This is a genomic window from Pseudomonas sp. VD-NE ins (assembly GCF_031882575.1).
In the GTDB taxonomy this organism is placed as follows: Bacteria; Pseudomonadota; Gammaproteobacteria; order Pseudomonadales; family Pseudomonadaceae; genus Aquipseudomonas; species Aquipseudomonas fluorescens_BZ.
The window spans coordinates 489,709-514,660 of record NZ_CP134772.1 but is presented as its reverse complement, the minus strand read 5'-3'; the positions used below and the strand labels follow the sequence as shown (position 1 = coordinate 514,660).

The window sequence follows — 24,952 nt, the reverse complement described above, 5'->3', positions numbered from 1 at the left end:
AATGCCGGAAGATTTGTAGTAAAACTACACGCCGCCGGAACAACCTATCGGCAATCCAAGAATTTTAAATCGTCTGCCCACAAGGCCAGTCGCAAACTCAGGCAACCGATTCTGGAAGCCTTTCCGCCCTGGAGCAAGCCATGCAAGACCTCGATCCCGTCGAAACCCAGGAATGGCTGGACGCCCTGGAATCGGTTCTCGACAAAGAAGGCGAAGACCGTGCTCACTATCTGATGACCCGTATGGGTGAACTGGCAACCCGCAGCGGTTCGCAGCTCCCTTACGCCATCACCACGCCTTACCGCAACACCATCCCGGTAACCCACGAAGCACGCATGCCTGGCGACCTGTTCATGGAACGCCGCATTCGCTCGCTGGTACGCTGGAACGCGATGGCCATGGTAATGCGTACGAACCTGAAAGATTCTGACCTGGGTGGTCACATCTCCAGCTTCGCTTCCAGTGCGACCCTGTATGACATCGGCTTCAACTACTTCTTCCAGGCCCCGACCGACGAACACGGCGGCGACCTGATCTACTTCCAGGGCCACACTTCGCCAGGCGTTTACGCCCGTGCGTTCATGGAAGGCCGCATCACCGAAGACCAGATGAACAACTTCCGCCAGGAAGTCGACGGTCAGGGCCTGTCGTCCTACCCGCACCCTTGGCTGATGCCTGACTTCTGGCAGTTCCCGACCGTTTCCATGGGTCTGGGTCCGATCCAGGCGATCTACCAGGCACGCTTCATGAAGTACCTGGAACACCGTGGCTTCATCCAGCCGGGCAAACAGAAAGTCTGGTGCTTCCTGGGCGACGGCGAGTGTGACGAGCCGGAATCCCTGGGCGCGATCTCCCTGGCCGGCCGCGAGAAGCTGGACAACCTGATCTTCGTCATCAACTGCAACCTGCAGCGCCTCGACGGCCCGGTTCGCGGCAACGGCAAGATCATCCAGGAACTCGAAGGCGTGTTCCGCGGTGCTCAGTGGAACGTGACCAAAGTCATCTGGGGCCGTTTCTGGGACCCACTGCTGGCCAAAGACGTCGACGGCATCCTGCAACGTCGCATGGACGAAGTCATCGACGGCGAGTACCAGAACTACAAAGCCAAAGACGGCGCGTTCGTCCGTGAACACTTCTTCAACACGCCAGAACTCAAGGCGATGGTTGCTGATCTGTCCGACGACGAGATCTGGAAACTCAACCGTGGCGGCCACGACCCGTACAAGGTCTATGCGGCGTACCACGAAGCGGTCAACCACAAAGAACAACCAACCGTCATCCTCGCCAAGACCATCAAGGGTTATGGCACCGGTGCCGGCGAAGCGAAAAACACTGCGCACAACACCAAGAAAGTCGACGTCGACAGCCTGAAGTTGTTCCGCGATCGTTTCGACATCCCGGTCAAGGACGAAGAGCTGGAGAACCTGCCGTTCTTCAAGCCAGAGCCAAACAGCGCCGAAGCCCGCTACCTCAGCGAGCGTCGCACTGCACTGGGCGGTTTCGTGCCTCAGCGCCGCGCACAAAGCTTCAGCGTGCCGACTCCGGACCTGGACACCCTCAAGGCGATCCTTGACGGTTCCGGCGACCGTGAAATTTCCACCACCATGGCCTTCGTGCGGATCCTCGCGCAACTGGTCAAGGACAAGGAAATCGGCCCGCGCATCGTCCCGATCATCCCGGACGAAGCCCGTACCTTCGGTATGGAAGGCATGTTCCGTCAGCTCGGCATCTACTCGTCCGTCGGCCAGCTCTACGAGCCAGTCGATAAAGACCAGGTGATGTTCTACAAGGAAGACCAGAAAGGTCAGATCCTTGAAGAAGGCATCAACGAAGCAGGCGCCATGAGCTCGTTCATCGCTGCCGGTACTTCGTACTCCAGCCACAACCAGCCGATGCTGCCGTTCTACATCTTCTACTCGATGTTCGGCTTCCAGCGGATTGGTGACCTGGCCTGGGCCGCTGGCGACAGCCGTACCCGTGGCTTCCTGATCGGCGGCACCGCCGGCCGTACCACCCTGAACGGTGAAGGTCTGCAACACGAAGACGGTCACAGCCACCTGCTGGCCGCGACCATCCCGAACTGCCGCACCTACGATCCAACCTACGGCTACGAGCTGGCGGTGATCATTCAGGACGGCATGAAGAAGATGACCGAAGAGCAACAGGACATCTTCTACTACATCACCGTGATGAACGAGTCGTACCAGCAGCCAGCCATGCCGGCCGGTGCCGAAGAAGGCATCAAGAAAGGCATGTACCTGCTCGAAGAAGACACCCGCGATGCGGCGCACCACGTCCAGCTGATGGGCTCCGGCACCATCCTGCGTGAAGTCCGTGAAGCGGCGAAGATTCTGCGTGAAGAGTTCAACGTTGGCGCTGACGTCTGGAGCGTTACCAGCTTCAACGAACTGCGTCGCGACGGCCTCGCTGTCGAGCGCAGCAACCGTCTGAAGCCGGGCCAGAAGCCTAAGCTGAGCTACGTCGAAGAGTGCCTGAACGGCCGTAAAGGTCCGGTTATCGCGTCTACCGACTACATGAAGCTGTTCGCCGAGCAGATCCGTCAGTGGGTACCATCCAAGGAATTCAAAGTCCTCGGAACCGACGGTTTCGGCCGCAGCGACAGCCGCAAGAAACTGCGTCATTTCTTCGAAGTTGACCGTCATTTCGTGGTGTTGGCAGCCCTGGAAGCACTGGCTGACCGTGGTGATATCGAACCTAAGGTGGTGGCTGAGGCCATCGTCAAGTTCGGCATCGACCCGGAAAAACGCAACCCACTGGACTGCTGAGGAGACATTTTGTGAGCGAACTCATTCGCGTACCTGACATCGGCAGCGGTGAAGGTGAAGTAATTGAACTGTTTGTGAAGGTCGGCGACCGTATCGAAGCCGACCAGAGCATTCTGACTCTGGAATCGGACAAGGCCAGCATGGAAGTGCCGGCCCCGAAAGCCGGCGTCATCAAAAGCCTGAAAGTGAAGCTGGGCGACCGTCTGAAAGAAGGCGACGAACTGCTTGAGCTGGAAGTCGAGGGCGCCGCTGAAGCGGCCCCTGCTCCTGCCGCTGCACCGGCTGCAAAAGCGGAGGCCAAACCGGCTGCCGCGCCTGCTGCCGCTGCACCAGCCGCTGCCCCTGCTGCCGCATCGGTCCAGCAAGTGCACGTGCCGGACATCGGTTCGTCGGGCAAGGCGCAGATCATCGAAATCCAGGTCAAGGTCGGCGATACCGTCGAGGCTGATCAATCTTTGATCACTCTGGAATCCGACAAGGCGAGCATGGAAATCCCGTCGCCTGCCGCTGGCGTGGTCAAGGCCATCAGCGTCAAGCTCAACGACGAAGTCGGCACCGGCGACCTGATTCTGGATCTGGAAGTGGCGGGTGCTGCGGCCCCTGCTGCGGCCGCTCCGGCTCAGGCTGCTGCACCGGCCGCTGCCGCTGCGCCTGCTCCGGCAGCCGCGCCAGCAGCCCCGGTGGCTGACAGCGTTCAGGACATCCACGTTCCGGACATCGGTTCGGCCGGCAAAGCCAAGATCATCGAAGTGTTGGTCAAGGCTGGCGACAGCGTTGAAGCCGACCAGTCGCTGATCACTCTGGAATCCGACAAGGCGAGCATGGAAATTCCATCGCCTGCCGCTGGCGTGGTGGAAAGCGTTTCCATCAAGCTGGATGACGAAGTCGGTACCGGCGACCTGATCCTCAAGCTGAAAGTCAAAGGCGCAGCGCCTGCTGCTGCCGCTGCTGCTGCTGCTCCGAGCGCTCCGGCACCTGCCGCTCCGGCTGCCGCTGCACCTGCTGCCGCTCCAGCCGCCGCACCGGCCGCCGCACCGGCCAAGCCGGACGCCAAAGTTCACGCCGGCCCAGCCGTGCGTCAACTGGCCCGTGAGTTCGGCGTCGAGCTGAACGCTGTCGGCGCCAGCGGCCCGCACGGTCGTATCTTGAAAGAAGACGTGCAGGTTTACGTCAAAGCGATGATGCAGAAGGCCAAGGAAGCACCGGCCGCTGCAGCGGGCGCAACCGGTGGCGCGGGCATCCCGCCGATCCCGGTCGTCGACTTCAGCCGTTTCGGCGAAATCGAAGAAGTGCCGATGACTCGCCTGATGCAGATCGGCGCGTCGAGCCTGCACCGCAGCTGGCTGAACATCCCGCACGTGACTCAGTTCGATTCGGCTGATATCACCGAGCTGGAAGCCTTCCGCGTGGCACAGAAAGCCGTTGCAGAGAAGGCTGGCGTCAAGCTGACCATCCTGCCGCTGCTGCTCAAGTCGTGCGCGCACATGCTCAAGGAGCTGCCGGACTTCAACAGTTCGCTGGCACCAAGCGGCAAAGCGATCATCCGCAAGAAATACGTGAACATCGGCTTCGCCGTCGACACTCCGGATGGCCTGCTGGTACCGGTCATCAAGAACGTCGACCAGAAGAGCCTGCTGCAACTGGCAGCCGAAGCCGCTGCGCTGGCCGCCAAGGCCCGCGACAAGAAGCTTACCGCTGACGACATGCAAGGCGCCTGCTTCACCATTTCCAGCCTCGGCCACATTGGCGGCACCGGCTTCACGCCGATCGTCAACGCGCCGGAAGTGGCGATCCTCGGTGTTTCCAAGGCAACCATCCAGCCAGTCTGGGACGGCAAAGCCTTCCAGCCGAAACTGATGCTGCCACTGTCGTTGTCCTACGATCACCGTGTGATCAACGGCGCTGCTGCCGCACGCTTCACCCAGCGTCTGGGCAGCCTGCTGGCGGACATCCGCACGATCCTGCTGTAACTCGATCGGCCCTCCGGCAACGGAGGGCCGATTGCTGCACCCTTTCGAGCGCCACACGCTCGTACCTCAACCCCGTCAGTTTGGCGGGGCTTTTTTTTGCCTGAAGAAACCCACCTCAGGTTCTTTTCCCACATGTCGCGCTGACATCGGCCACAACCACAGTCGACTTGGCACCGATCTTTTTTATTCGATACGCAACTAACCTAGGCGCAGCCAATTCAACTAAGAAGACTTAGTAGAAACCTGTTAATTAAAGTTAATTCGAATGGATTCGACATGTTAAAACCAACTATCGGCCCGATAATCGGCCACGTTACAACTCATCACGCGCGTATATTCATGCGTGGCGAGCGGCAGAACAATGCATTGGTATTTGCTGGAGTACGTTACCGTGTGTCCGGCACACAAGCATGGTCAAAAGGTCATTTCGCACGATTGAGCGAAATACGTGACATGTCGCAAGTATTTGCCCTCAACAACTTGAGTGCCGACACCGAATATGAATATCAGGCCGGCTGGTTCAGCCCGATGAATCCGGTGCATACGCCGGACAGCGTTGCAGAGTTGCCGTTGCAATGGCCGCGAGAAATCTACCGCCTGCGCACCCGCTCCAGCAAAGCCTTGCAACCCAGAGCCTATATCGTCGGCTCCTGCCGCTATCTGCGCATGACCGCCGGTATCGCTTCGCGGCCGCAACTGGGCGACCGGATCTTCGCGTCCATCAACCAGGTGATCGAAGGCCTGCAACCACCGATCAGCGCGGTATTGATGACCGGTGATCAAATCTATGTGGACGATTTGAACTTGATCGCACCGGACCGCGAATACCAAGACATCCTCAGCAAGTACCGCGCTGCCTTTTCCCAACCGAATATTCAACGTCTGATGTCCGGCACTTCGACTTACATGATTCTTGATGATCACGAAATCGAAGACAACTGGCCCGCCAATGCCAGCAAGTCCGACGGTGACTTGTACCGTAACGCCATGGCCGCTTATGAGTTGTATCAGGCCAGTCACAGTCCAGCACATCCGCTGACAACTAACGGTGAAGTCGATCACTCGAAACTTGAGCATTACTGGTATCAATTCAGCGACGGCGATATCGAATGGTTTGTCACTGATAGCCGCACCCGCCGCAACTTGTCAGTCGATGACCGACGCATCCTTGACGAGGCACAGGAACAGGCCCTGCTCAAATGGCTGAGCAACAGCACGGCGCGGGTCAAGTTCGTGGTCACCAGCGTGATGTTCTATCCGGATCGCAAACTTCATGGCGATGACGCCTGGAAAGCCTTCCCCGAGCAACGCCTGCGCCTGCTGGAAACCATCCGTACCCGGCACATCAAGAATGTCGTGTTCATCTCCGGGGACGTGCATGGCTCGCTGACTGCTCGCCTGAGTCACAGCGAAGACCCGGACTTCGAAGTGCACACCATCGTGTCCTCGCCGCTGTGCAACAGCAAACTGCTGCCGTATGCGAAAACGTCCACGTTCATTCTGGATCAGCCGCTGGTGCGCACGGCGGCGGGCGATTACCGGCATGAACTGACCAGCACCGTGGTGAGTGAAGACAATTTCGCTCACCTGGTCGTCGAGGCGGGCCAGATTCAGGTCAATTACCACGACCGCGATGGCAAACGCCTGCAATCGATCAGCATTGCACTGCGTTGATGCGCCGGTCAAAAGTGCGCCGTGGCGGGGCGAGAACCGCTCTGGGACGGCGTTCTTTCAATTCAACAGCATTAGTTTTCAGCGCACGCTGGAGAAATGTTCAGCGCAGCCGACATATTCTTATAGCACTTGGCCTTCATGTCTCTTGTCAGTCGGTGCCGCAATGATGCAACCTTGCCGCAGGCAACAGTAAAGAGGGCGCGAGCCCGGCGCGTTCAGCATATTTCCAAGCGAGTTCCCTTCATGAAGAGCCAACCCGATGCCGCCAGCCGTATGGCGGCCGAGGTAGTGACGCAGTTGCCTGTGCCCTCGCGGCTCGGCATGCTGCGTTTCGAGCGCTTGAATGAAGCCAGTTGGGCCATGCTGTTTCTCGATCCCAACTGCGAACGCCAGTTCGGTCAGCCGGCCGTCGAGCTTTGCGCGCTGGTCGGCTCACCCTACGCCAGCCTGATGGAACCGGAAGCGCGTTACCAACTGCACGACACGATCCAGCAACAGCTGACCGCCAGCCCGCATTATCTGGTGCGATACACCCTGCACACGGCTGCCGGGGCGCTGAACATCCTTGAGCTGGGCGAAGCCTACAAACAACACAATCGTCACCTGCTGCGCGGCTACCTGCTGGCGGTGGATCACGTCTTCGATGAAGTGCCACTGCCGCCTTCCGTCGACCTCGAAACGCAGAATTCGCGCCTGCAAATCGCCCTTGAACTCAACCAACGGGCGCAGCAGGAACAACTGCAGCACCTGGAACGCGTGCGCGCCCAGCAGGACTTGATTCTGTTGCTCGCTCGTCAGCGCTACAGCACGCACAACTCGCTGCAGGAAGCCGCTGAGCTGATCACCCGCTGTGCCTGCGATATCTATGAAATCGACTGCGCCAGCCTGTGGAACCTCGAAGGCCAGCAGCTAGTACCGATCTCCGCGTATCACCGCGCGACCCAGGAATACATCCTCCCGGACGGGATCGACATCAGCAGTTTCCCCGACTACATGGAAGCGCTGCACAGCAGCCGCGCCATCGACGCACACAATGCGATGCGTGATCCACGCACCCGGGAGATGGCCGAAGCGCTGCGCCCGCGCGACGTCAACGCCATGCTCGACGCGAGTATTCGCGTCGATGGCCAGGTGGTCGGCGTGCTGTGCCTGGAGCAGACTGGCGTCACCCGCGCTTGGCAGTCCGACGAAATCGCTTTTGCCGGCGAGCTCGCCGACCAGTTCGCGCAAGTCATCAACAACCATAACCGCCGCACCGCCACCAGCGCCCTGCACCTGTTCCAGCGTGCGGTCGAGCAAAGCGCCAACGCGTTTTTGCTGGTCAACTGCGACGGCGTGGTCGAGTACGTCAACCCGAGTTTCACCGCGATCACCCAGTACACCACCGAAGAAGTCCACGGCCAGCGTCTGTCCGAGCTGCCGGCGCTGGAAAACCTCAGTGAACTGTTGTTCGACGCGCCCTCGGCGCTGGCCAAGAGCAACAGCTGGCAGGGTGAATTCAAGAGCCGCCGGAAAAACCTCGAACCGTACTGGGGCCAGTTGTCGATCTCCAAGGTCTATGGCGACAACCGCGAACTGACGCACTACATCGGCATCTACGAAGACATCACCCAGACCAAACTGGCGCAGCAGCGCATCGAGCGTCTGGCCTACACCGACAACCTGACCAACCTCGGCAATCGCCCGGCGTTTATCCGCAATCTGGACGAACGCTTCGCCCGCGACAGCGATACGCCGATCAGCCTGTTGCTGGTGGACATCGACAACTTCAAGCGGATCAACGACAGCCTCGGTCATCAGACCGGCGACAAACTGCTGATCAGTCTGGCCCGACGCTTGCGCAACAGCCTGAGTCCGAGCGGCAGCCTCGCGCGGTTTGCCAGTAACGAGTTTGCCGTGTTGCTCGATGACACCGACCTTGCCACCGGCCAGCAGATCGCCAACCAATTGCTGGCGACCCTCGACAAGCCGATGTTTGTCGACAACCAATTGATCAGCGTGACCGGTTCGGTCGGCCTGGCGTGCGCGCCGCTGCACGGTCGCGACCCGCAAACCCTGATGCGTAACGCCGGTCTGGCGCTGCACAAGGCCAAGGCCAACGGCAAACATCAGGTACAAGTCTTCACCGAAGCACTGAATGCCGAGGCCAGTTACAAACTGTTCGTCGAGAACAACCTGCGCCGCGCCCTGACCCAGAACGAACTGGACGTGTTCTACCAGCCCAAGCTGTGCCTGCGCAGCGGTCGTCTGCTGGGCATGGAAGCGCTGTTGCGCTGGAACCACCCGGAACGCGGGATGATCCGCCCGGACCAGTTCATCAGCGTCGCCGAAGAGACCGGCCTGATCATTCCGATCGGCAAGTGGATCGCGCGCCAGGCCTGCCGCATGAGCAAAGCGCTGACCGCTGCCGGGATGGGCAATCTGCAAGTGGCGATCAACCTGTCGCCGAAACAGTTCTCCGACCCGGATCTGGTGGCCTCCATTGCCAACATCCTCAAGGAAGAAGCGCTGCCGGCCAATCTGCTCGAACTGGAGCTGACCGAAGGTCTGTTGCTGGAAGCTACCGAAGACACGCACTTGCAACTCGATCAACTCAAGCGCCTCGGACTGACGCTGGCCATGGACGACTTTGGCACCGGTTATTCGTCGCTGAGCTATCTGAAGAAATTCCCGATCGACATCATCAAGATCGATCGCAGCTTCATCCACGAAATCCCCGACAATCAGGACGACATGGAAATCACCTCAGCGGTGATCGCCATGGCGCACAACCTGAAACTCAAGGTCGTGGCCGAAGGCATCGAGACCGCCGAACAACTGGCGTTCCTGCGTCGGCATCGTTGCGACGTCGGCCAGGGCTACCTGTTCGACCGGCCGATACCCGGCGGCGAACTGATCCAGGCGCTCAAACGCTACCCGCGCGGCCCGCTCTGCCTCTAACTCCCGCCGCCCCCTCATGTAGGAGCTGCCGCAGGCTGCGATCTTTTGATCCTGTTTTTTAAAGACAAGATCAAAAGATCGCAGCCTTCGGCAGCTCCTACATTGGAGAGTGCGAAGTCGGGCATCATTGGGCACACTGGCGGTCTGACTTTTTACATCCAACCTGACTGAGAGGAACGATCATGGTTCTGCGCTCGGAAATTCTGGTGAACAAAAACGTGCTCCCGACTAAAGAACAAGCTCTGCCCGGCCGCGAAACCGCGATGACCCTGCCTGAAAAGCACTTCGTGTTTGAAGAAACCCCGCTGCTTGGCCCGTTTTTCCAGGACGTTGATTTTGCGATTTTCGGTCTGGGCTGCTTCTGGGGCGCCGAGCGGCGCTTCTGGCAGCGTGAAGGCGTGGTCAGCACGGTCGTCGGTTATGCCGGCGGTTTCACGCCGAACCCGACTTACGAAGAAGTCTGCTCGGGCCTGACCGGCCACGCGGAAGTGGTGCTGGTGGTGTATGACAAGGCCAAAGTCAGCTACGAAGAGCTGCTGGCGATGTTCTGGGAATTGCACAACCCGACGCAGGGCATGCGTCAGGGCAATGACATCGGCACGCAGTACCGCTCGGTGATCTACGCGACCTCGCCTGAGCATCTGGATGCGGCATTGAAGAGCAAGGCTGTGTATCAGGCGGAACTGTCGAAGGCGGGTCTGGGTGAAATCAGCACCGAGATCGAACAGGCGCCGACCGTGTACTTCGCCGAGACGTATCACCAGCAGTATCTGGCGAAGAATCCTGAAGGCTATTGCGGGATTGGCGGCACCGGCGTGTGCATGCCGAACTAAAGCTGCGAGCTACAAGCGTCAAGCTGCAAGCGCTCCGTTCGCTTCAGCTTGTAGCTTGTAGCTCGAAGCTTTACTCCGCTATTAGCCAATCCATCTGCCAGCCACCCTGAGTCTGCCCCAGCTTCTTCGACAACCACGGCAGCAGCTCACGCAATTCCTCTTCCAGCCCCCACGGCGGATTGGCAATTGCCATGCCCGAACCGTTCAGGCTGTTCGGCGTATCCAGCGGATGCACCAACAATTCCACGCGCAACAACTTCGGCGCACCGGTGCCGGCCAGATCCTGATAGAAACGCCGCAACGAACGCTGATCCTTTACCGGATACCAGATCGCCGCCACGGTTTGACGCATCCGGCCAATCGCCTCTTTCAACGACGCTGCGCAACGCTGCATTTCGTCGAGCTGCTCGAATGGCGGATCAATCAACATCACCGCGCGTTTTTCCTGAACCGGCAACATCGCCCGAGCGACGTGCCAGCCTTCGCCGAGATGAACCTTGACCCGACGATCGCCGGCCATGTTGTCCTTGAGCAGCACGCCGTCTTCCGGGTGCTTCTCGTTGAGCATCACCCGATCCTGCGGGCGGGTCAGGCGCCGCGCCAGCTCCGGCGAACCCGGGTAGTAGCGCAACTGGCCGTCCGGGTTCATCTCGTGCAGCACCTTCATGTAGTCGGCGGTCAGCGCTGGCAGATCCGGCTGCTCCCACAAGCGCGCGATGCCTTCCAGGTACTCACCGGTACGGTTGGCCTGATCACCCTGCAAGTCATACAGACCGATGCCGGCGTGCGTGTCGAGATAGGCAAACGGCTGCTCCTTGCGCGACATCAGGGCGATGAGGCGGGTCAAGGTCAGGTGTTTGAACACATCGGCGTGATTGCCGGCATGGAAGGCGTGACGATAATTCATGGCTGCTCCTGCGAAGGGCGCAAAGTTTACCTTTTACCGGGCGGCAAGTCAGGGGTTCGCAGCCGAGCGGACAAAAGCCTGCCCTCACCCTAGCCCTCTCCCGGAGGGAGAGGGGACTGACGGTGGTGATCTTGCGGGTTACATCGACCTGAAAGATCAGCGTGATCTCAGGCTTGGCCAAGCGAAGATCACCACTGAAGTCGCAGGTCGGCGTACATCCCCCAGACAACTCGGTCAGTCCCCGAAACAACACCCCCATCCAGGCTTGGCCAAACAAAGTTCACCGCTGAACTCGCAGGTCGGCGTACATCACCCAGACAACTCGGTCAGTCCCCCCGAAAGAACACCAACATCCAGGCTTGGCCAAGCGAAGTTCACCACTGAAGTCGCAAGTCGGCGTATATCCCCCAGACACCTCGGCCAGTCCCCTCTCCCTCTGGGAGAGGGCTAGGGTGAGGGGCTTTGCTTTTATGGCGTTAAACTGGCTAACCATGACGACAGGAAGTCAAAAACTCATGCGATATCTGATCATCTGCTTACTCAGTCTGCTTGACCCATACCTCGCCCTTGCCGACGAAACCCACATTGAACAGGCACGCCAGACACTAAAGAACTACGGCCTGAGCCACTGCATCCTAAAGCCATTCAACGAACACTCCTTGCTGGAAAAAGACATTGCACTGTCCGCCAATGCCTATTCGTTTATGGGCAAAGGCATGCATACCATTCTGCAAAATGAAGACACGCTGCAGGTGCTGCACGATCCCTATAAAGAAACCCGAAACTACGTGTTGGCGGCTTACCAACAGACACCTTCAAACAGCAAATACTCGAATGAAAAAGTAGTGTTCCTTGCGTGCCTGAAGGTCTACAACTCCGAGGCGTTCAACCGCTTTATCAACACTCAGGACGCGTACATTTCCGACTGACGCTCCGATCGCCATCAACATCAAAAGATCGCAGCCTTCGGCAGCTCCTACAGGGTGAACGTTATTCCGGTGTAGGAGCTGCCGCAGGCTGCGATCTTTTGATCTTTTTCAGGAGGGCATGCTGCGCAGGCGCCTGCCGATAACATCAAGCACATCACAGCCATCACGCAATGGGATAACGCAGAGCTGGGCGAAATCGCTGAGGATGACGGAGTCGCATTCGACCGAGCCGCGCATGCACATGTTTTCCAGCACCTGGATCACGGCGCGCAGACGATGGTTGGCGGCGTCCATGAGGATGTCGAGAGGCACGTGGGTGTCGATGAACAGGGCCGGCATGTCGCTGCAATTGCCGGTCAGGGCCATGAAGCGGTTGTCGGGATGAGGGATGATCTTTTCGTAGGGTGGATCGGGTGTTAGCGTTTTCATTTTTGAACCTCTGGTAGTGAAATGAGCTTCCACCATCGCCCTCCTACGGGTTTGGGTGGCAGCCATGCGCGGGGTAGGAGTACCGAGACCAGAGAACTCGGCCACGCCGAAGCGTGCCCGCACATAACCGCCGCAAATGATCTTACGGACGCACATAGACTGCCGCAAACCAGGCAACGACGTTTATGCACTCTTCTAGTCTCAAGGCTCCTACACCCTGTCGCCGCATCTGCGGTGACCTTTTAAGACTATCCCTGCAACCCACCGCCCACCAGTTCATGAAAACCGCCGCAACTCGAAGGAATCGTCCGAGACCTTCGCCCCGAAAACTCACTCCGACTCTGCCAGCAAAAACGCCAGCAACGCCGATTGCGACGATTCTTCCGACATTGAAACCTGAAAAAACCGCCTGACCTTGCAACGCAAAACTGCTTCGGGAAAGGCCTCGAAAAGAGCCGGATACTCCTCGCTCAACCACTGCAACGCGTTGGCCGTTGGAACGTCATTACCCTGCTGTGCCAGCACTGACTCCGGCACCTGCCACCACGGAAATGACCGCACCGAAACCTGCGCCCTGCCACCAATTTCCAGCGCCTGCCCATTGATCAAGCAACGCCCGATCAGCGGAAACAGTTGCGCCGCGCCCACCTCATCGGCCTGCAAAATCGGCAAGAGAAACCGCCCATCCCAGAAACGAAAAAACACCGTTTTGCCGTCAGGCATCAGCACTTGAGTCAGGCTGCGAAAGTGCGCCACCACCTCTTCAAGATTCGCCGAAGAAACCGCCAACCATCCCCAATCCAGCGACTCGGTAGTGGCGACCCAATGCAGAAACTCACTGTCAGTAGCGACAATTCCCACGTAAGGCATCACCGCATCCCACTCGGCATAGATCGTCTCGGCCCAGATCGGACTCGCCATGCCTGGCCAACCCTCAAGCGGCTTCGCCTCGCTGGTATTGCTGAATACCGCGAACATTTGCTCGGACGCTTTCAACGGCTCCCGCGCCAACCAATCGGCTGGCAAAAGAAAATCAGGCTGCACAGAGACCATCCTTACAACGTTCACACTCTTCGCAGAATGGCGCGTCACCCTTGAAGCTCATGATTTGTGCAGCCGTCAGCATGGCAGCCGGCGCGGCGGCGAGTTTCTCCGGCAATCCCGGTACAACCGGCGCGGCACTCATCGCCGCCATCGGCGCGCCGCCCACGACAATCGGCACGCTGCTGAAAATGCCACCCGGGCCGATGTTGATCCACTGCCCACCGGCCTGAATCGTCGCACTCGCCCCGCCATCAATGACCACTTGCTGACCGGCGCTGACGTGGAATTGCCCACTGGCGCTGATCGCCTGATTGCTCACGCGAATATGCCGGTCGCCGATCACGCTCAGATGGTCGTCCTGCTTCACTTCGGTCTGCCGCTGACCGTGAGTAATGCGCTGCTCATCAGCCTTCAACTCGTGCCGAGCGGTCCCGGTGACAACAATGCTGCGCTGGTTATCGACCTGCACCTGTTGATCATTCAACACATGCTGCGTCCAGTTGCGCTGGGCGCGCAGGTAGATTTCTTCGGCGCCTTTGCGATCTTCGATGCGCAGTTCGTTGTAGCCGCCACCGCCGGGGCTGCTCTGGCTGCGGAAAATGCTGCGGGTCTTGTCTGCGGGCAGATCCAGCGGGATCGGCGTCGCGGCGTTGGGCAGGCAGCCCACGACCAAGGGTTTGTCGGCGTCGGCATCAATGAAGCCGACCAGTACTTCCATGCCGACTCGCGGGATCAACACGCTGCCGTAACGGTCATGGGCCCAGTTAGTGGCAACGCGCAGCCAGCAACTGGAATGTTCGTTCAATTCTCCGTCGCGATCCCAGGCCAGTTGCACCTTGACCCGACCATACTCGTCACAGTGGATTTCGGTGTCTTTCGGCCCGGTCACAACCGCCGGTTGATAGCCGAGCATGCGCGGCTTCTCCAGCCCCAGCGCCGGGCGGAAGAACACGTCCCACGGCGTGGCGAGAAAGCTATTACGGTAACCCTGGAATCCTTCCCCATCACTGGTCACCGATTCCTCCAGCACTTGCGGCTGACGGCCATGGTGTTCAACGGCGGTCAACAGCCACAGGTCATTCCAGTCGTGGCGCGGATGCTCGGCCAGGTGCAGGAAATGTCCGCAAACCAGCGCGGATTCGTCGCTGATGCCCTCGGCCTGACGGTAGTCGGCGACATGCCGCTCGAGCGCACGCTGCACCCGGTGCTTGCCGGTTTCACGATCGTTGAATTGACCGGGGTAGTGATAGTCCTCGAGCACCGGGCGCTGCTCGCCGTCGATACGGCTCTGCAACTGCAGCCGCGGCTTTTCGAAGTTGTAGTCGCGCCGAGTGACCACGCTGGTGCGGGTTTCCACGCGAACATTGAAACGCTGAATCGCCGGCGCACCAGCGGACATGCCACTGCCCGGCAGATACACCGTCGACTCGGCGAGACGCGGGAACACGGTCTGGTCGTCGCCGAACACCAGCAGGTGACCCTGGGGGCTGTGCTGAAAATGGTAATGAATGCCGACCTCGGCACACAGACGCTGGATAAACGCCAGATCGCTCTCGGCGTACTGCACGCAATACTCGCGCACCGGGTATTCGCTGCCGAGGCGAAATTCGAAGGCATCACGCAGGATCGAATGATCCTTGAGCACCCGCGCAATAATCTGCGGCACCGTTTGATGCTGGAAAATCCGCTGATTGATGCGGTGACCGAGGTACGTCAGACGCGGTACCAGACTCAGGTGATAACGCGTCAGACGTTTCCCGGAATCGCCCTGCCCGACCTGATAAATCTGACCGTGAACGCCGGAGCCGTCCGCATCAAAGCTCAGAAACGCCTGACAGTGCAGCAGGCTTTCGAGATCCAGATCCGGCCGCTCACTGACCAGTTCCAGCTCGAAACGAAAGGGTTGGCTGATGGCTTCCTTGCCCGTGAACTCAAGGACCTTGAGGTCATGTTGGGCGCCTTCGAGTGTCAACGTGAAACGCGGTTGATTGGCAGGCGCGAACATCCGATGTCTCTCTGCAGAATGAAGGGCGGGCGATTCTGCATGAGGGGCAAGGGGTGATGAATGGGTGACGGGAAAATCAGATTTGCCCTACTTTCATTGATGAAAAACCCTGCAAAAAGCGGCGCCTTCAACTACAGACAAATCCTAAAATCCCACCACGAATCCTGTGGGAGCTGGCTTGCCAGCGATGAGGTCGGCACATTCAACCTATTCGCTGACTGACATACCGCTATCGCTGGCAAGCCAGCTCCCACAGGTTTCTCAAGTGTCAGCAAAAAAACACAGGCACAAAAAAACGGCCCGCCTCCTGTAGGAAACGGGCCGTTTTCGTGTGAGCCGAAGCTCAGGGCATTACTTGTTCAGGTGGAAATCTTTTTCCGCCGCTTCGAAGCGCTGCACCATGCCTTTGGTCGGCTCGCCCATCTTGCTGACGATGTAGATGGCCAGGCTGGCGAAGATAAAGCCCGGGATGATTTCGTACAGACCCATCACCTCGAAATGCTTCCACACCACTACGGTGATCGCGCCGACCAGAATACCGGCCAGTGCGCCGTCGCGGGTCATGCCTTTCCAGACCACCGAGATCAGTACAACCGGACCGAACGCAGCACCAAAACCAGCCCAGGCGTACGACACCAGGCCCAGCACGCGGTTTTCCGGGTTGGCTGCCAGGGCGATCGCGATCAGTGCAACCAACAGCACCATGGCGCGACCGACCCAGACCAGCTCCAGTTGCGAAGCGGATTTACGCAGGAAGGTTTTGTAGAAGTCTTCGGTCAGGGCGCTCGAGCACACCAGCAACTGGCAGCTCAGGGTGCTCATCACAGCGGCCAGAATGGCCGACAGCAGCACACCGGCAATCCATGGGTTGAAGAGGATCTTGGCCAGTTCGATGAACACACGCTCGTGGTTCTCGGTGACGGGGCCGGCGAGTTCCGGATGTGCCGAGAAGTAAGCAATACCGAAGAAGCCCACGGCCACGGTGCCGCCCAGGCACAGGATCATCCAGGTCATGGAGATGCGACGTGCCTTGGCAATCGACTTCACCGAATCCGCCGCCATGAAACGCGCGAGGATGTGAGGTTGACCGAAGTAGCCCAGACCCCAGCCCATCAGCGAGATGACGCCGATGAAAGTGGTGCCTTTAAGCATGTCGAAGTTGCTTGGGTCATTGGCTTCAATGGCGAGGAACGTGGTGTCGACGCCGCCGGTGGCCAGCAGCACGATGATTGGCGTAAGGATCAGCGCGAAAATCATCAGCGTGGCTTGCACGGTGTCAGTCCAGCTCACCGCGAGGAAACCGCCAACGAAGGTGTAGGCAATCGTCGCCGCAGCACCGGCCCACAGCGCCGTCTCGTAGGACATGCCGAAGGTGCTTTCGAACAGACGGGCGCCAGCCACGATGCCGGAAGCGCAATAAATGGTGAAGAACACCAGAATCACGATCGCCGAAATGATGCGCAGCAGGCCGCTTTTATCTTCGAAACGGCTGGAGAAGTAGTCTGGCAGGGTCAGGGCATCGCCGTTGTGCTCGGTCTGCACGCGCAGACGGCCGGCAACGAACAGCCAGTTCAGGTAGGCGCCGACGATCAGGCCGATGGCGATCCAGCTTTCAGACAGACCGGACATGTAAATGGCGCCCGGCAGGCCCATCAACAGCCAGCCGCTCATGTCGGAAGCACCGGCAGACAGCGCGGTGACGACGCTGCCCAGGCTACGGCCGCCAAGAATATAGTCAGACAGGTTATTGGTGGAGCGATAGGCCATGAAGCCGATCAGCACCATTGCTGCGATGTAGATCACGAACGTGATCAGTGTTGGATTGCTTACGCTCATTAAGTTACGCCCTGGCTTTGTTTTTATGTAGCAGCGGTGATGAACCCCGCGCAAACGACGACGTTTGGCAGACGATTCGGGATCCCGCGCATTTAGGACTGATGTTTCCCCAGGAAAGCCACCAGCCGATGCACCGGGTTATCCCGGTTGCACCTAGGGCGCGAATGCTATGCAACAAAGTTAAAAAGGTGCAACCAGTTTCGCGAGAATCAGTTGCACCTAGTCGGATATTCCGAGAAACAGGCGGTTTTTGCTCCCTTTTAGCGCAGTCAAGGCGCGTTGCTAGAAGCAAAAGCACCAAGCAAGTGCGGCACTTTCGTACCAGAAAATAATTCCTGACGAGCTGCTTATTATTCCGATAAAAAAGGGTTGCACCCGGTTGCACCTCTTTCAGCGCACGGCTAATCTTGCCGCCAGCTGATGCCACGCAACTGTGGCAACCATGAGGATAAAAATATGGCTACCACCACCCTTGGGGTCAAACTCGATGACCCGACCCGCGAGCGCCTGAAGGCCGCCGCTACCTCGATTGATCGCACACCGCACTGGCTGATCAAGCAGGCAATTTTCAATTACCTGGAAAAACTCGAGGGTGGTGCAACCCTGACCGAGCTGAACGGTTTGACCGCCAAGGACGCCGATGAGGCGGGCGAAATCCACACCGATCACGCCCACCAGTGCTTCCTCGAATTCGCCGAAAGCATCCTGCCGCAGTCGGTTCTGCGCGCTTCGATTACTGCCGCTTACCGTCGCCCTGAGCCGGAAGTGGTGCCGATGCTGATCGAGCAGGCTCGCCTGCCGGTTGCCATGGCTGAAGCCACCAATAAGCTCGCCGCCTCCATCGCGGAAAAACTGCGTAACCAGAAAAGTGCCGGCGGTCGTGCAGGCATTGTTCAGGGTCTGCTGCAGGAATTTTCTCTGTCGTCCCAGGAAGGCGTAGCCCTGATGTGCCTGGCCGAAGCGCTGCTGCGTATCCCGGACAAGGGCACTCGCGATGCACTGATCCGCGACAAGATCAGCACCGGCAACTGGCATCCGCACTTGGGCAACAGCCCGTCGCTGTTCGTCAACGCCGCCACTTGGGGCCTGCTGCTGACCGGCAAACTGGTGTCCACGCACAACGAAGCCGGCCTGACGTCGTCGCTGAGTCGCATCATCGGCAAGAGCGGCGAGCCGATGATCCGCAAGGGCGTCGACATGGCCATGCGCCTGATGGGCGAGCAGTTCGTCACCGGCGAAACCATTGCCGAAGCCTTGGCCAACGCGAGCAAGTTCGAAGCCAAGGGCTTCCGTTATTCCTACGACATGCTCGGTGAAGCGGCACTGACCGAACACGATGCGCAGAAGTACCTGGCGTCGTACGAACAGGCCATCCACTCGATCGGCAAAGCCTCCCACGGCCGTGGGATTTATGAAGGCCCGGGCATCTCCATCAAGCTCTCGGCACTGCACCCGCGTTACAGCCGTGCGCAGTACGAGCGTGTGATGGACGAGTTGTACCCGCGCCTGCTGTCGCTGACCCTGCTGGCCAAGCAATACGACATCGGCCTGAACATCGACGCCGAAGAAGCCGACCGTCTCGAACTGTCGCTGGATCTGCTCGAGCGCCTGTGCTTCGAGCCGCAACTGACTGGCTGGAACGGCATCGGTTTCGTCATCCAGGCTTATCAGAAGCGTTGCCCGTACGTGATCGATTACGTGATCGATCTGGCCCGTCGCAGCCGTCATCGCCTGATGATCCGTCTGGTGAAAGGCGCGTACTGGGACAGCGAAATCAAGCGTGCCCAGGTCGAAGGCCTGGAAGGCTATCCGGTTTACACCCGCAAGGTGTACACCGACGTTTCCTACATTGCTTGCGCACGCAAACTGCTGTCGGTGCCGGAAGTCATCTACCCGCAGTTCGCCACGCACAACGCCCACACCCTGTCGGCCATTTACCACATTGCCGGTCAGAACTATTACCCGGGCCAGTACGAATTCCAGTGCCTGCACGGCATGGGCGAACCGCTTTACGAACAGGTTGTAGGCAAGGTTTCCGAAGGCAAGCTGAACCGTCCGTGCCGCGTGTACGCTCCGGTGGGTACTCACGAAACCCTTCTGGCGTACCTCGTACGTCGCTTGCTGGAAAACGGCGCGAACACCTCGTTCGTCAACCGCATCGCCGACCAGTCGATTTCGATTCAGGAACTGGTAGCCGATCCGGTGGCGCAGATCGAGCAGATGGCAACCGTGGAAGGTGGTTTCGGCCTGCCGCACCCGCGCATTCCGCTGCCGCGTGATCTGTATGGTTCCGAACGCGCCAACTCCAGCGGCATCGACATGGCCAACGAACATCGTCTGGCTTCGCTGTCCTGCGCTTTGCTGGCCACCGCACACAACGACTGGAAAGCCGCGCCGATGCTCGGCTGCGCTTCCAGCACTGAAACGCCGGCAGCTGTTCTGAACCCGGCTGATCACCGTGATGTGGTCGGTCACGTGCAGGAAGCCACCGTCGAAGACGTCGACAACGCCATTCAATGCGCACTGAACGCCGCACCGATCTGGCAAGCCACCCCGCCTGCCGAACGCGCCGCAATTCTGGAACGTGCCGCTGACTTGATGGAAGGCGAGATCCAGCCGCTGATGGGCCTGCTGGCTCGCGAAGCCGGCAAGACTTTCGCCAACGCCATTGCCGAAGTCCGTGAAGCGGTCGACTTCCTGCGTTACTACGCGGTGCAGGCGCGCAACGATTTCAGCAACGACGCCCACCGCCCACTGGGCCCGGTGGTGTGCATCAGCCCGTGGAACTTCCCATTGGCAATCTTCAGTGGCCAAGTCGCTGCCGCACTGGCAGCCGGTAACCCGGTATTGGCCAAACCTGCCGAGCAAACTCCACTGGTGGCGGCTCAAGCCGTGCGCTTGCTGCTCGAAGCCGGTATCCCGGAAGGCGTGCTGCAACTGCTACCGGGTCGCGGTGAAACCGTCGGTGCCGGTCTGGTCGGTGATGAGCGCGTCAAAGGCGTGATGTTCACCGGCTCCACCGAAGTCGCGCGTCTGCTGCAACGCAACATCGCTGGCCGTCTCGACAGCCAGGGCCGTCCGATTCCGCTGATCGCCGAAACCGGTGGCCAGAACGCGATGATCGTCGACTCATCGGCACTGACCGAACAAGTTGTGATCGACGTGGTGTCCTCGGCCTTCGACAGCGCCGGTCAGCGTTGCTCGGCGCTGCGCGTACTGTGCCTGCAGGAAGATTCCGCCGATCGCGTCATCGAAATGCTCAAAGGTGCCATGGCTGAAAGCCGTCTCGGCAACCCTGAGCGTCTGTCCGTGGACATCGGCCCGGTGATCGACGCCGAAGCCAAGGCGGGCATCGACAAGCACATCCAGGGCATGCGCGATAAAGGTCGCAACGTTTACCAGGTGGCGATCGCCGACACCGAAGAGGTCAAACGCGGCACCTTCGTCATGCCGACCCTGATCGAACTGGAAAGCTTCGACGAGCTGCAACGCGAGATCTTCGGCCCGGTGCTGCACGTGGTGCGCTACAAGCGCAAAGAGATCGATCAACTGATCGGCCAGATCAACGCTTCCGGTTATGGCCTGACGCTGGGCGTGCACACCCGAATCGACGAGACCATCGCCAAGGTGATCGACAACGTCAACGCCGGTAACGTCTACGTTAACCGCAACATCGTTGGTGCTGTAGTCGGCGTGCAGCCGTTCGGCGGCGAAGGCCTCTCGGGTACTGGCCCGAAAGCCGGTGGCCCGCTGTACCTGTACCGTTTGCTGGCGACCCGCCCTACCGATGCCATCGAACAATCCTTCGCTCGCGGTGACGCCGTTGTCGCCCCGGACGTTCGTTTGCGCGACGCCATGAGCAAACCGCTGAACGCCTTGAAAGCCTGGGCTGAAAGCAACAAGTTTGCCGACCTGAGCACGCTGTGCGTGCAGTACGCTGCGCAATCGCAGAGCGGCATCACCCGCATGCTGGCCGGCCCGACCGGCGAGAAAAACAGCTATGCGATTCTGCCGCGCGAGCACGTGCTGTGCCTGGCGGAGGTTGAAGGTGATCTGCTGACGCAACTGGCTGCGGTATTGGCCGTGGGCGGTTCGGCAGTTTGGCCGGAGTCCGACATCAGCAAGGCCTTGTTCGCACGCTTGCCGAAGGAGATTCAGGTGCGGATCAAGCTGGTTTCCGACTGGAACAAGGATGAGGTGGTGTTCGATGCGGTTCTGCATCACGGCCATTCCGACCAGTTGCGCGGCGTTTGCCAGCAAATTGCCAAGCGTGCCGGCGCGATCGTTGGGGTTCAGGGCTTGTCCCAGGGCGAGACCAACATTGCACTGGAGCGTCTGGTGATCGAGCGGGCGTTGAGCGTTAACACTGCGGCGGCGGGTGGTAATGCGAGCTTGATGACTATCGGTTAACAGCGATAAACCGGTCACCTGCATAGGTGCCCGGCATAGCAACAGTCCCTGTGGGAGCTGGCTTGCCAGCGATAGCGATTTTTCAGTCACCATCAATGTCGACTGAACTGCCGCCATCGCTGGCAAGCCAGCTCCCACAGTGTTTTGGGGGTGTTTGTTAAGTCTGCGCGCGGCTCCAATATCACGCTTATCAATCTTCCTGTTCAGTGTTTATCAGCACGCCTAGACTCGGCCCAACCCCAATTTCAGGTAGGCCGCCATGTCCGAGACGCTGCTCAGTTCCCGCAATCTGGCTTTCGAGCTGTATGAAGTCCTTGATGCCGAGGGCCTGACCCGGCGTGAGCGCTTTGCCGAGCACAACCGCGAGACCTTCGACGCCGCCATCGGCACCGCGCGCAACATCGCCGAGAAGTACTTTGCACCGCACAACCGCAAGGGCGACGAGAACGAGCCGCGCTATGAAGACGGTAAGGCGATTCTGATTCCTGAAGTGAAACCGGCAGTGGATGCCTTCCTTGAGGCAGGATTCCTCAACGCTGCGAGAAGTTTCGATGCCGGTGGCATGCAGCTTCCTACACTGCTGTCGCAAGCCTGCTTCGCCCATTTTCAGTCGGCCAACGCTGCGTCGACTTCGTACCCGTTCCTGACCATGGGTGCGGCGAACCTGATCGAGAGCTTTGGCACCGACGAGCAGAAACAGCGCTTCCTGCAGCCAATGATCGATGGCCGCTTCTTCGGCACCATGGCCTTGACCGAGCCGCATGCCGGTTCGTCCCTGTCGGATATTCGTACGCGCGCCGAGCCGGCGTCCGACGGCACTTATCGCCTGAAGGGCAACAAGATCTTCATTTCCGGCGGCGATCACCCGCTCTCGGAAAACATCGTGCACATGGTTCTGGCCAAGCTGCCCGACGCGCCGCCGGGGGTGAAAGGCATCTCGCTGTTTATCGTGCCGAAGTTTCTGGTCAACGATGACGGCAGCCTCGGCCCACGCAATGACGTGCTGCTGGCCGGGCTGTTCCACAAGATGGGCTGGCGCGGCACCACCTCCACAGCGCTGAACTTCGGCGATAACGGTGAATGTGTCGGTTATCTGGTGGGCGAGCCGCACCGCGGCTTGAGCTACATGTTCCAGATGATGAACGAAGCGCGGATCGGCGTTGGCATGGGTGCAGTGATGCTCGGTTATGCCGGTTATCTGTATTCGCTGGAGTATGCTCGCGAGCGTCCACAAGGGCGGGTGCCGGACAGCAAGGATCCGACCACAGCGCCAGTGGCAATCATTCAGCACGCGGATGTCAGACGTATGCTGTTGACGCAAAAATCCTACGTCGAAGGTGCATTCGACCTTGGCCTGTACGCGGCGCGTTTGTTCGATGACACCACGACGCTGGGAACCGAAGCCGAGCGTAAACAGGCCCATGAGCTATTGGATCTGCTGACGCCGATCGTCAAATCCTGGCCGTCGGAGTTCTGCCTCAAGGCCAACGAACTGGCGATCCAGATCCTTGGCGGCCACGGCTACACCCGCGAATACCCGGTTGAACAGTACTACCGCGATAACCGCCTGAATCCGATCCACGAAGGCACCCATGGCATTCAATCGCTGGACTTGCTCGGGCGTAAATTGGCGCAGAACGGTGGCGCAGGACTGAAGCAGTTGATTCGGCTGATCGCCAACACCGCCGAGCGCGCTACGGCGTACGATTCGCTAACCGCACTGCGTGAGCCTTTAGAGAAACTGGTGGCGCGCCTGCAAACGGTGACCATCGGTTTGTTGACCGATCTGGCGCAGGGCAAGGTCAACAGCAGCCTGGCGAATTCGGCGCTGTACCTGAAGGTGTTCGGGCACACGGTGATTGGCTGGCGCTGGCTGGAGCAGGCGATTCGTGCTGAGGAAGGGTTGCTGAAAGGTAATGCGGCGGATATCGACTTCTATAAGGGCAAGTTGCAGGCGGCGCGGTATTTTCTGACGTGGGAAGTGCCGGGGTGCCACCATGAACTGGCGTTGCTGGAGGCGCGGGATGATACGTGTCTGGCGATGCAGGATGCGTGGTTCTGAAAGCCGACCCTCACCCCAGCCCTCCCGAAACGTCGGACCGCCCAGAGGGAGAGGGGGCCGACCGGGGGATATTTAAGAAGTACATCGACCTGAAAGTGCCTTGCCGAATCCATATTCGACTCGGTCGTTCAAGTCGGCGCATGACGCAACACCACTCGGTCAGTCCCCTCTCCCATTGGGAGAGGGCTAGGGTGAGGGGCTTTTCTGGCTCAGCACTCAAGTCAACTTGAACCCACCCATCTGCCGCGCCAGATCATCCGCCAGCCTCTGCAACATCTGACAATCCTCACGACAGGCCCGAACCTCCCCCGCCGTCGCCCGGGCCAAATCAGAAATCCCCTGCACGTTACGGTTGATCTCTTCCGTCACCGCCGACTGCTCTTCCGTCGCCGTCGCCACCTGATGGTTCATGTCACTGATGCGCTCGACCTGCCCGGTAATCGCCGTCAACGACGCCCCGGTGCGCTGGCTCGACTCAACCCCGGTGCCGGTCGCCGCCTGGCCGGTGCGCATCGACGACACAGCGTTTTCCGCGCCTTGCTTGAGGCTGCCGATCATTTGCTGGATTTCGTCAGTAGATGCCTGAGTGCGGCGCGCCAAGGTGCGCACTTCATCGGCGACAACTGCAAAGCCGCGCCCCATATCACCGGCTCGGGCCGCCTCGATGGCGGCATTGAGCGCCAGCAGATTGGTCTGCTCGGACACACCACGAATCACCGCCAATACAGAATCGATCGACGCCACTTGATGCGCCAACTCGCCGACCGCGCCCGCCGCCACGCCGATCTCATCGGACATGCTTTCAATATGCTTGATCGAGCCGCCGACCACTTCCCGCGCTTGCATCGCTTCATCCCGCGCGGTTTGCGAGGCCAGTGCCGCGTTGCCGGCGTTCTGCGCAATTTCCTGCACGGTCAGGCCCATCTCATGAACGGCAGTGGCGACCATGTCAGTCATTTCCTGCTGACGGCCAGAACGCTCAGCGGTGTTCTCCACTACCTTCGCCACCTGCCCCACGGCCGTGCGCAGACGTTCGCTGGTTGTCAGCACTTCGCCGATCATCCCGCGCTGGCTATCGAGAAAACGGTTGAAACCGCGAGCGAGGTCGCCCAGCTCATCGGCACGGC

At 59.5% G+C, this 24,952-nt stretch carries 14 protein-coding genes; 8 read left to right on the top strand and 6 right to left on the bottom strand.

Going from position 1 to position 24,952, the window contains the following annotated elements; all coding sequences use genetic code 11:
- Positions 1–140 precede the first annotated feature (140 nt).
- From aceE to msrA, 5 genes are all read left to right on the top strand, one after another.
- On the top strand, positions 141–2,786 hold the full coding sequence (aceE, locus tag RMV17_RS02190; RefSeq protein WP_007915682.1) for a pyruvate dehydrogenase (acetyl-transferring), homodimeric type: 2,646 nt from the start codon (positions 141–143) through the stop codon (positions 2,784–2,786).
- An 11-nt stretch (positions 2,787–2,797) separates the two neighbouring features.
- On the top strand, positions 2,798–4,756 hold the full coding sequence (gene aceF, locus RMV17_RS02185; RefSeq protein ID WP_311885245.1) for a dihydrolipoyllysine-residue acetyltransferase: 1,959 nt from the start codon (positions 2,798–2,800) through the stop codon (positions 4,754–4,756).
- A 276-nt stretch (positions 4,757–5,032) separates the two neighbouring features.
- Positions 5,033–6,430 carry an alkaline phosphatase D family protein gene (locus RMV17_RS02180; RefSeq protein WP_311885244.1) on the top strand — a complete coding sequence of 466 codons (1,398 nt, stop codon included), beginning with the start codon at positions 5,033–5,035 and terminating at the stop codon, positions 6,428–6,430.
- A 243-nt stretch (positions 6,431–6,673) separates the two neighbouring features.
- Positions 6,674–9,370, top strand: coding sequence for an EAL domain-containing protein (locus RMV17_RS02175; RefSeq protein WP_311885243.1), 2,697 nt, complete (start codon positions 6,674–6,676; stop codon positions 9,368–9,370).
- A gap of 182 nt (positions 9,371–9,552) precedes the next feature.
- Positions 9,553–10,203, top strand: a complete 651-nt coding sequence (msrA, locus tag RMV17_RS02170; protein WP_034151702.1) for a peptide-methionine (S)-S-oxide reductase MsrA — start codon at positions 9,553–9,555, stop codon at positions 10,201–10,203.
- Positions 10,204–10,273: 70 nt separating this feature from the next.
- Here the strand turns inward: msrA and RMV17_RS02165 are convergent, their stop codons facing one another.
- On the bottom strand, positions 10,274–11,110 hold the full coding sequence (locus RMV17_RS02165; RefSeq protein ID WP_311885240.1) for a 23S rRNA (adenine(2030)-N(6))-methyltransferase RlmJ: 837 nt from the start codon (positions 11,108–11,110) through the stop codon (positions 10,274–10,276).
- 515 nt (positions 11,111–11,625) lie between these two features.
- On the opposite strand from RMV17_RS02165, the gene RMV17_RS02160 reads away from it, so the two are divergent.
- The gene (locus RMV17_RS02160) at positions 11,626–12,039 is read left to right on the top strand and encodes a hypothetical protein (RefSeq protein ID WP_311885238.1); all 414 of its coding nucleotides are present in this window, start codon (positions 11,626–11,628) and stop codon (positions 12,037–12,039) included.
- A gap of 108 nt (positions 12,040–12,147) precedes the next feature.
- On the opposite strand, the gene RMV17_RS02155 is transcribed toward RMV17_RS02160, so the two are convergent.
- From RMV17_RS02155 to putP, 4 genes are all read right to left on the bottom strand, one after another.
- A complete protein-coding gene (locus tag RMV17_RS02155) occupies positions 12,148–12,468 on the bottom strand; it encodes a hypothetical protein (protein ID WP_311885236.1) in 321 nt (106 codons plus the stop codon).
- A gap of 330 nt (positions 12,469–12,798) precedes the next feature.
- Positions 12,799–13,512: a DUF4123 domain-containing protein gene (locus tag RMV17_RS02150; protein WP_311885234.1), complete on the bottom strand. Its 714-nt coding sequence runs from the start codon at positions 13,510–13,512 to the stop codon at positions 12,799–12,801.
- The gene (locus tag RMV17_RS02145) at positions 13,502–15,517 is read right to left on the bottom strand and encodes a type VI secretion system tip protein VgrG (RefSeq protein ID WP_311885232.1); all 2,016 of its coding nucleotides are present in this window, start codon (positions 15,515–15,517) and stop codon (positions 13,502–13,504) included. Before RMV17_RS02145 ends, RMV17_RS02150 begins: the two co-directional genes overlap by 11 nt.
- Before the next feature lie 351 nt (positions 15,518–15,868).
- Positions 15,869–17,353 (bottom strand): sodium/proline symporter PutP, encoded by a 1,485-nt coding sequence (gene putP, locus RMV17_RS02140; RefSeq protein ID WP_034151707.1) that lies wholly within the window; start codon positions 17,351–17,353, stop codon positions 15,869–15,871.
- Between the two features lie 456 nt (positions 17,354–17,809).
- Between putP and putA the strand changes: the two genes are divergently transcribed.
- Together putA and RMV17_RS02130 are read left to right on the top strand one after the other, a co-directional pair.
- Positions 17,810–21,763 carry a trifunctional transcriptional regulator/proline dehydrogenase/L-glutamate gamma-semialdehyde dehydrogenase gene (gene putA, locus RMV17_RS02135; protein ID WP_311885229.1) on the top strand — a complete coding sequence of 1,318 codons (3,954 nt, stop codon included), beginning with the start codon at positions 17,810–17,812 and terminating at the stop codon, positions 21,761–21,763.
- Between the two features lie 259 nt (positions 21,764–22,022).
- Positions 22,023–23,825, top strand: a complete 1,803-nt coding sequence (locus tag RMV17_RS02130) for an acyl-CoA dehydrogenase (protein ID WP_311885227.1) — start codon at positions 22,023–22,025, stop codon at positions 23,823–23,825.
- Between the two features lie 216 nt (positions 23,826–24,041).
- On the opposite strand, the gene RMV17_RS30075 is transcribed toward RMV17_RS02130, so the two are convergent.
- Positions 24,042–24,749: a methyl-accepting chemotaxis protein gene (locus RMV17_RS30075; protein WP_409373126.1), complete on the bottom strand. Its 708-nt coding sequence runs from the start codon at positions 24,747–24,749 to the stop codon at positions 24,042–24,044.
- Positions 24,750–24,952 lie beyond the last annotated feature (203 nt).

What these genes read in the sequence shown, in the direction of transcription:
- RMV17_RS02175 (WP_311885243.1), top strand. Translation starts at nt 6,674, where the DNA reads ATGAAGAGCCAACCCGATGCCGCCAGCCGTATGGCGGCCGAGGTAGTG.
- putA (WP_311885229.1), top strand. Translation starts at nt 17,810, where the DNA reads ATGGCTACCACCACCCTTGGGGTCAAACTCGATGACCCGACCCGCGAG.
- putP (WP_034151707.1), bottom strand. Translation starts at nt 17,353, where the DNA reads ATGAGCGTAAGCAATCCAACACTGATCACGTTCGTGATCTACATCGCA.
- aceE (WP_007915682.1), top strand. Translation starts at nt 141, where the DNA reads ATGCAAGACCTCGATCCCGTCGAAACCCAGGAATGGCTGGACGCCCTG.
- RMV17_RS02155 (WP_311885236.1), bottom strand. Translation starts at nt 12,468, where the DNA reads ATGAAAACGCTAACACCCGATCCACCCTACGAAAAGATCATCCCTCAT.
- msrA (WP_034151702.1), top strand. Translation starts at nt 9,553, where the DNA reads ATGGTTCTGCGCTCGGAAATTCTGGTGAACAAAAACGTGCTCCCGACT.
- RMV17_RS02165 (WP_311885240.1), bottom strand. Translation starts at nt 11,110, where the DNA reads ATGAATTATCGTCACGCCTTCCATGCCGGCAATCACGCCGATGTGTTC.
- RMV17_RS02130 (WP_311885227.1), top strand. Translation starts at nt 22,023, where the DNA reads ATGTCCGAGACGCTGCTCAGTTCCCGCAATCTGGCTTTCGAGCTGTAT.
- RMV17_RS02180 (WP_311885244.1), top strand. Translation starts at nt 5,033, where the DNA reads ATGTTAAAACCAACTATCGGCCCGATAATCGGCCACGTTACAACTCAT.
- RMV17_RS02160 (WP_311885238.1), top strand. Translation starts at nt 11,626, where the DNA reads ATGCGATATCTGATCATCTGCTTACTCAGTCTGCTTGACCCATACCTC.
- RMV17_RS02145 (WP_311885232.1), bottom strand. Translation starts at nt 15,517, where the DNA reads ATGTTCGCGCCTGCCAATCAACCGCGTTTCACGTTGACACTCGAAGGC.
- RMV17_RS30075 (WP_409373126.1), bottom strand. Translation starts at nt 24,749, where the DNA reads ATGGGCCTGACCGTGCAGGAAATTGCGCAGAACGCCGGCAACGCGGCA.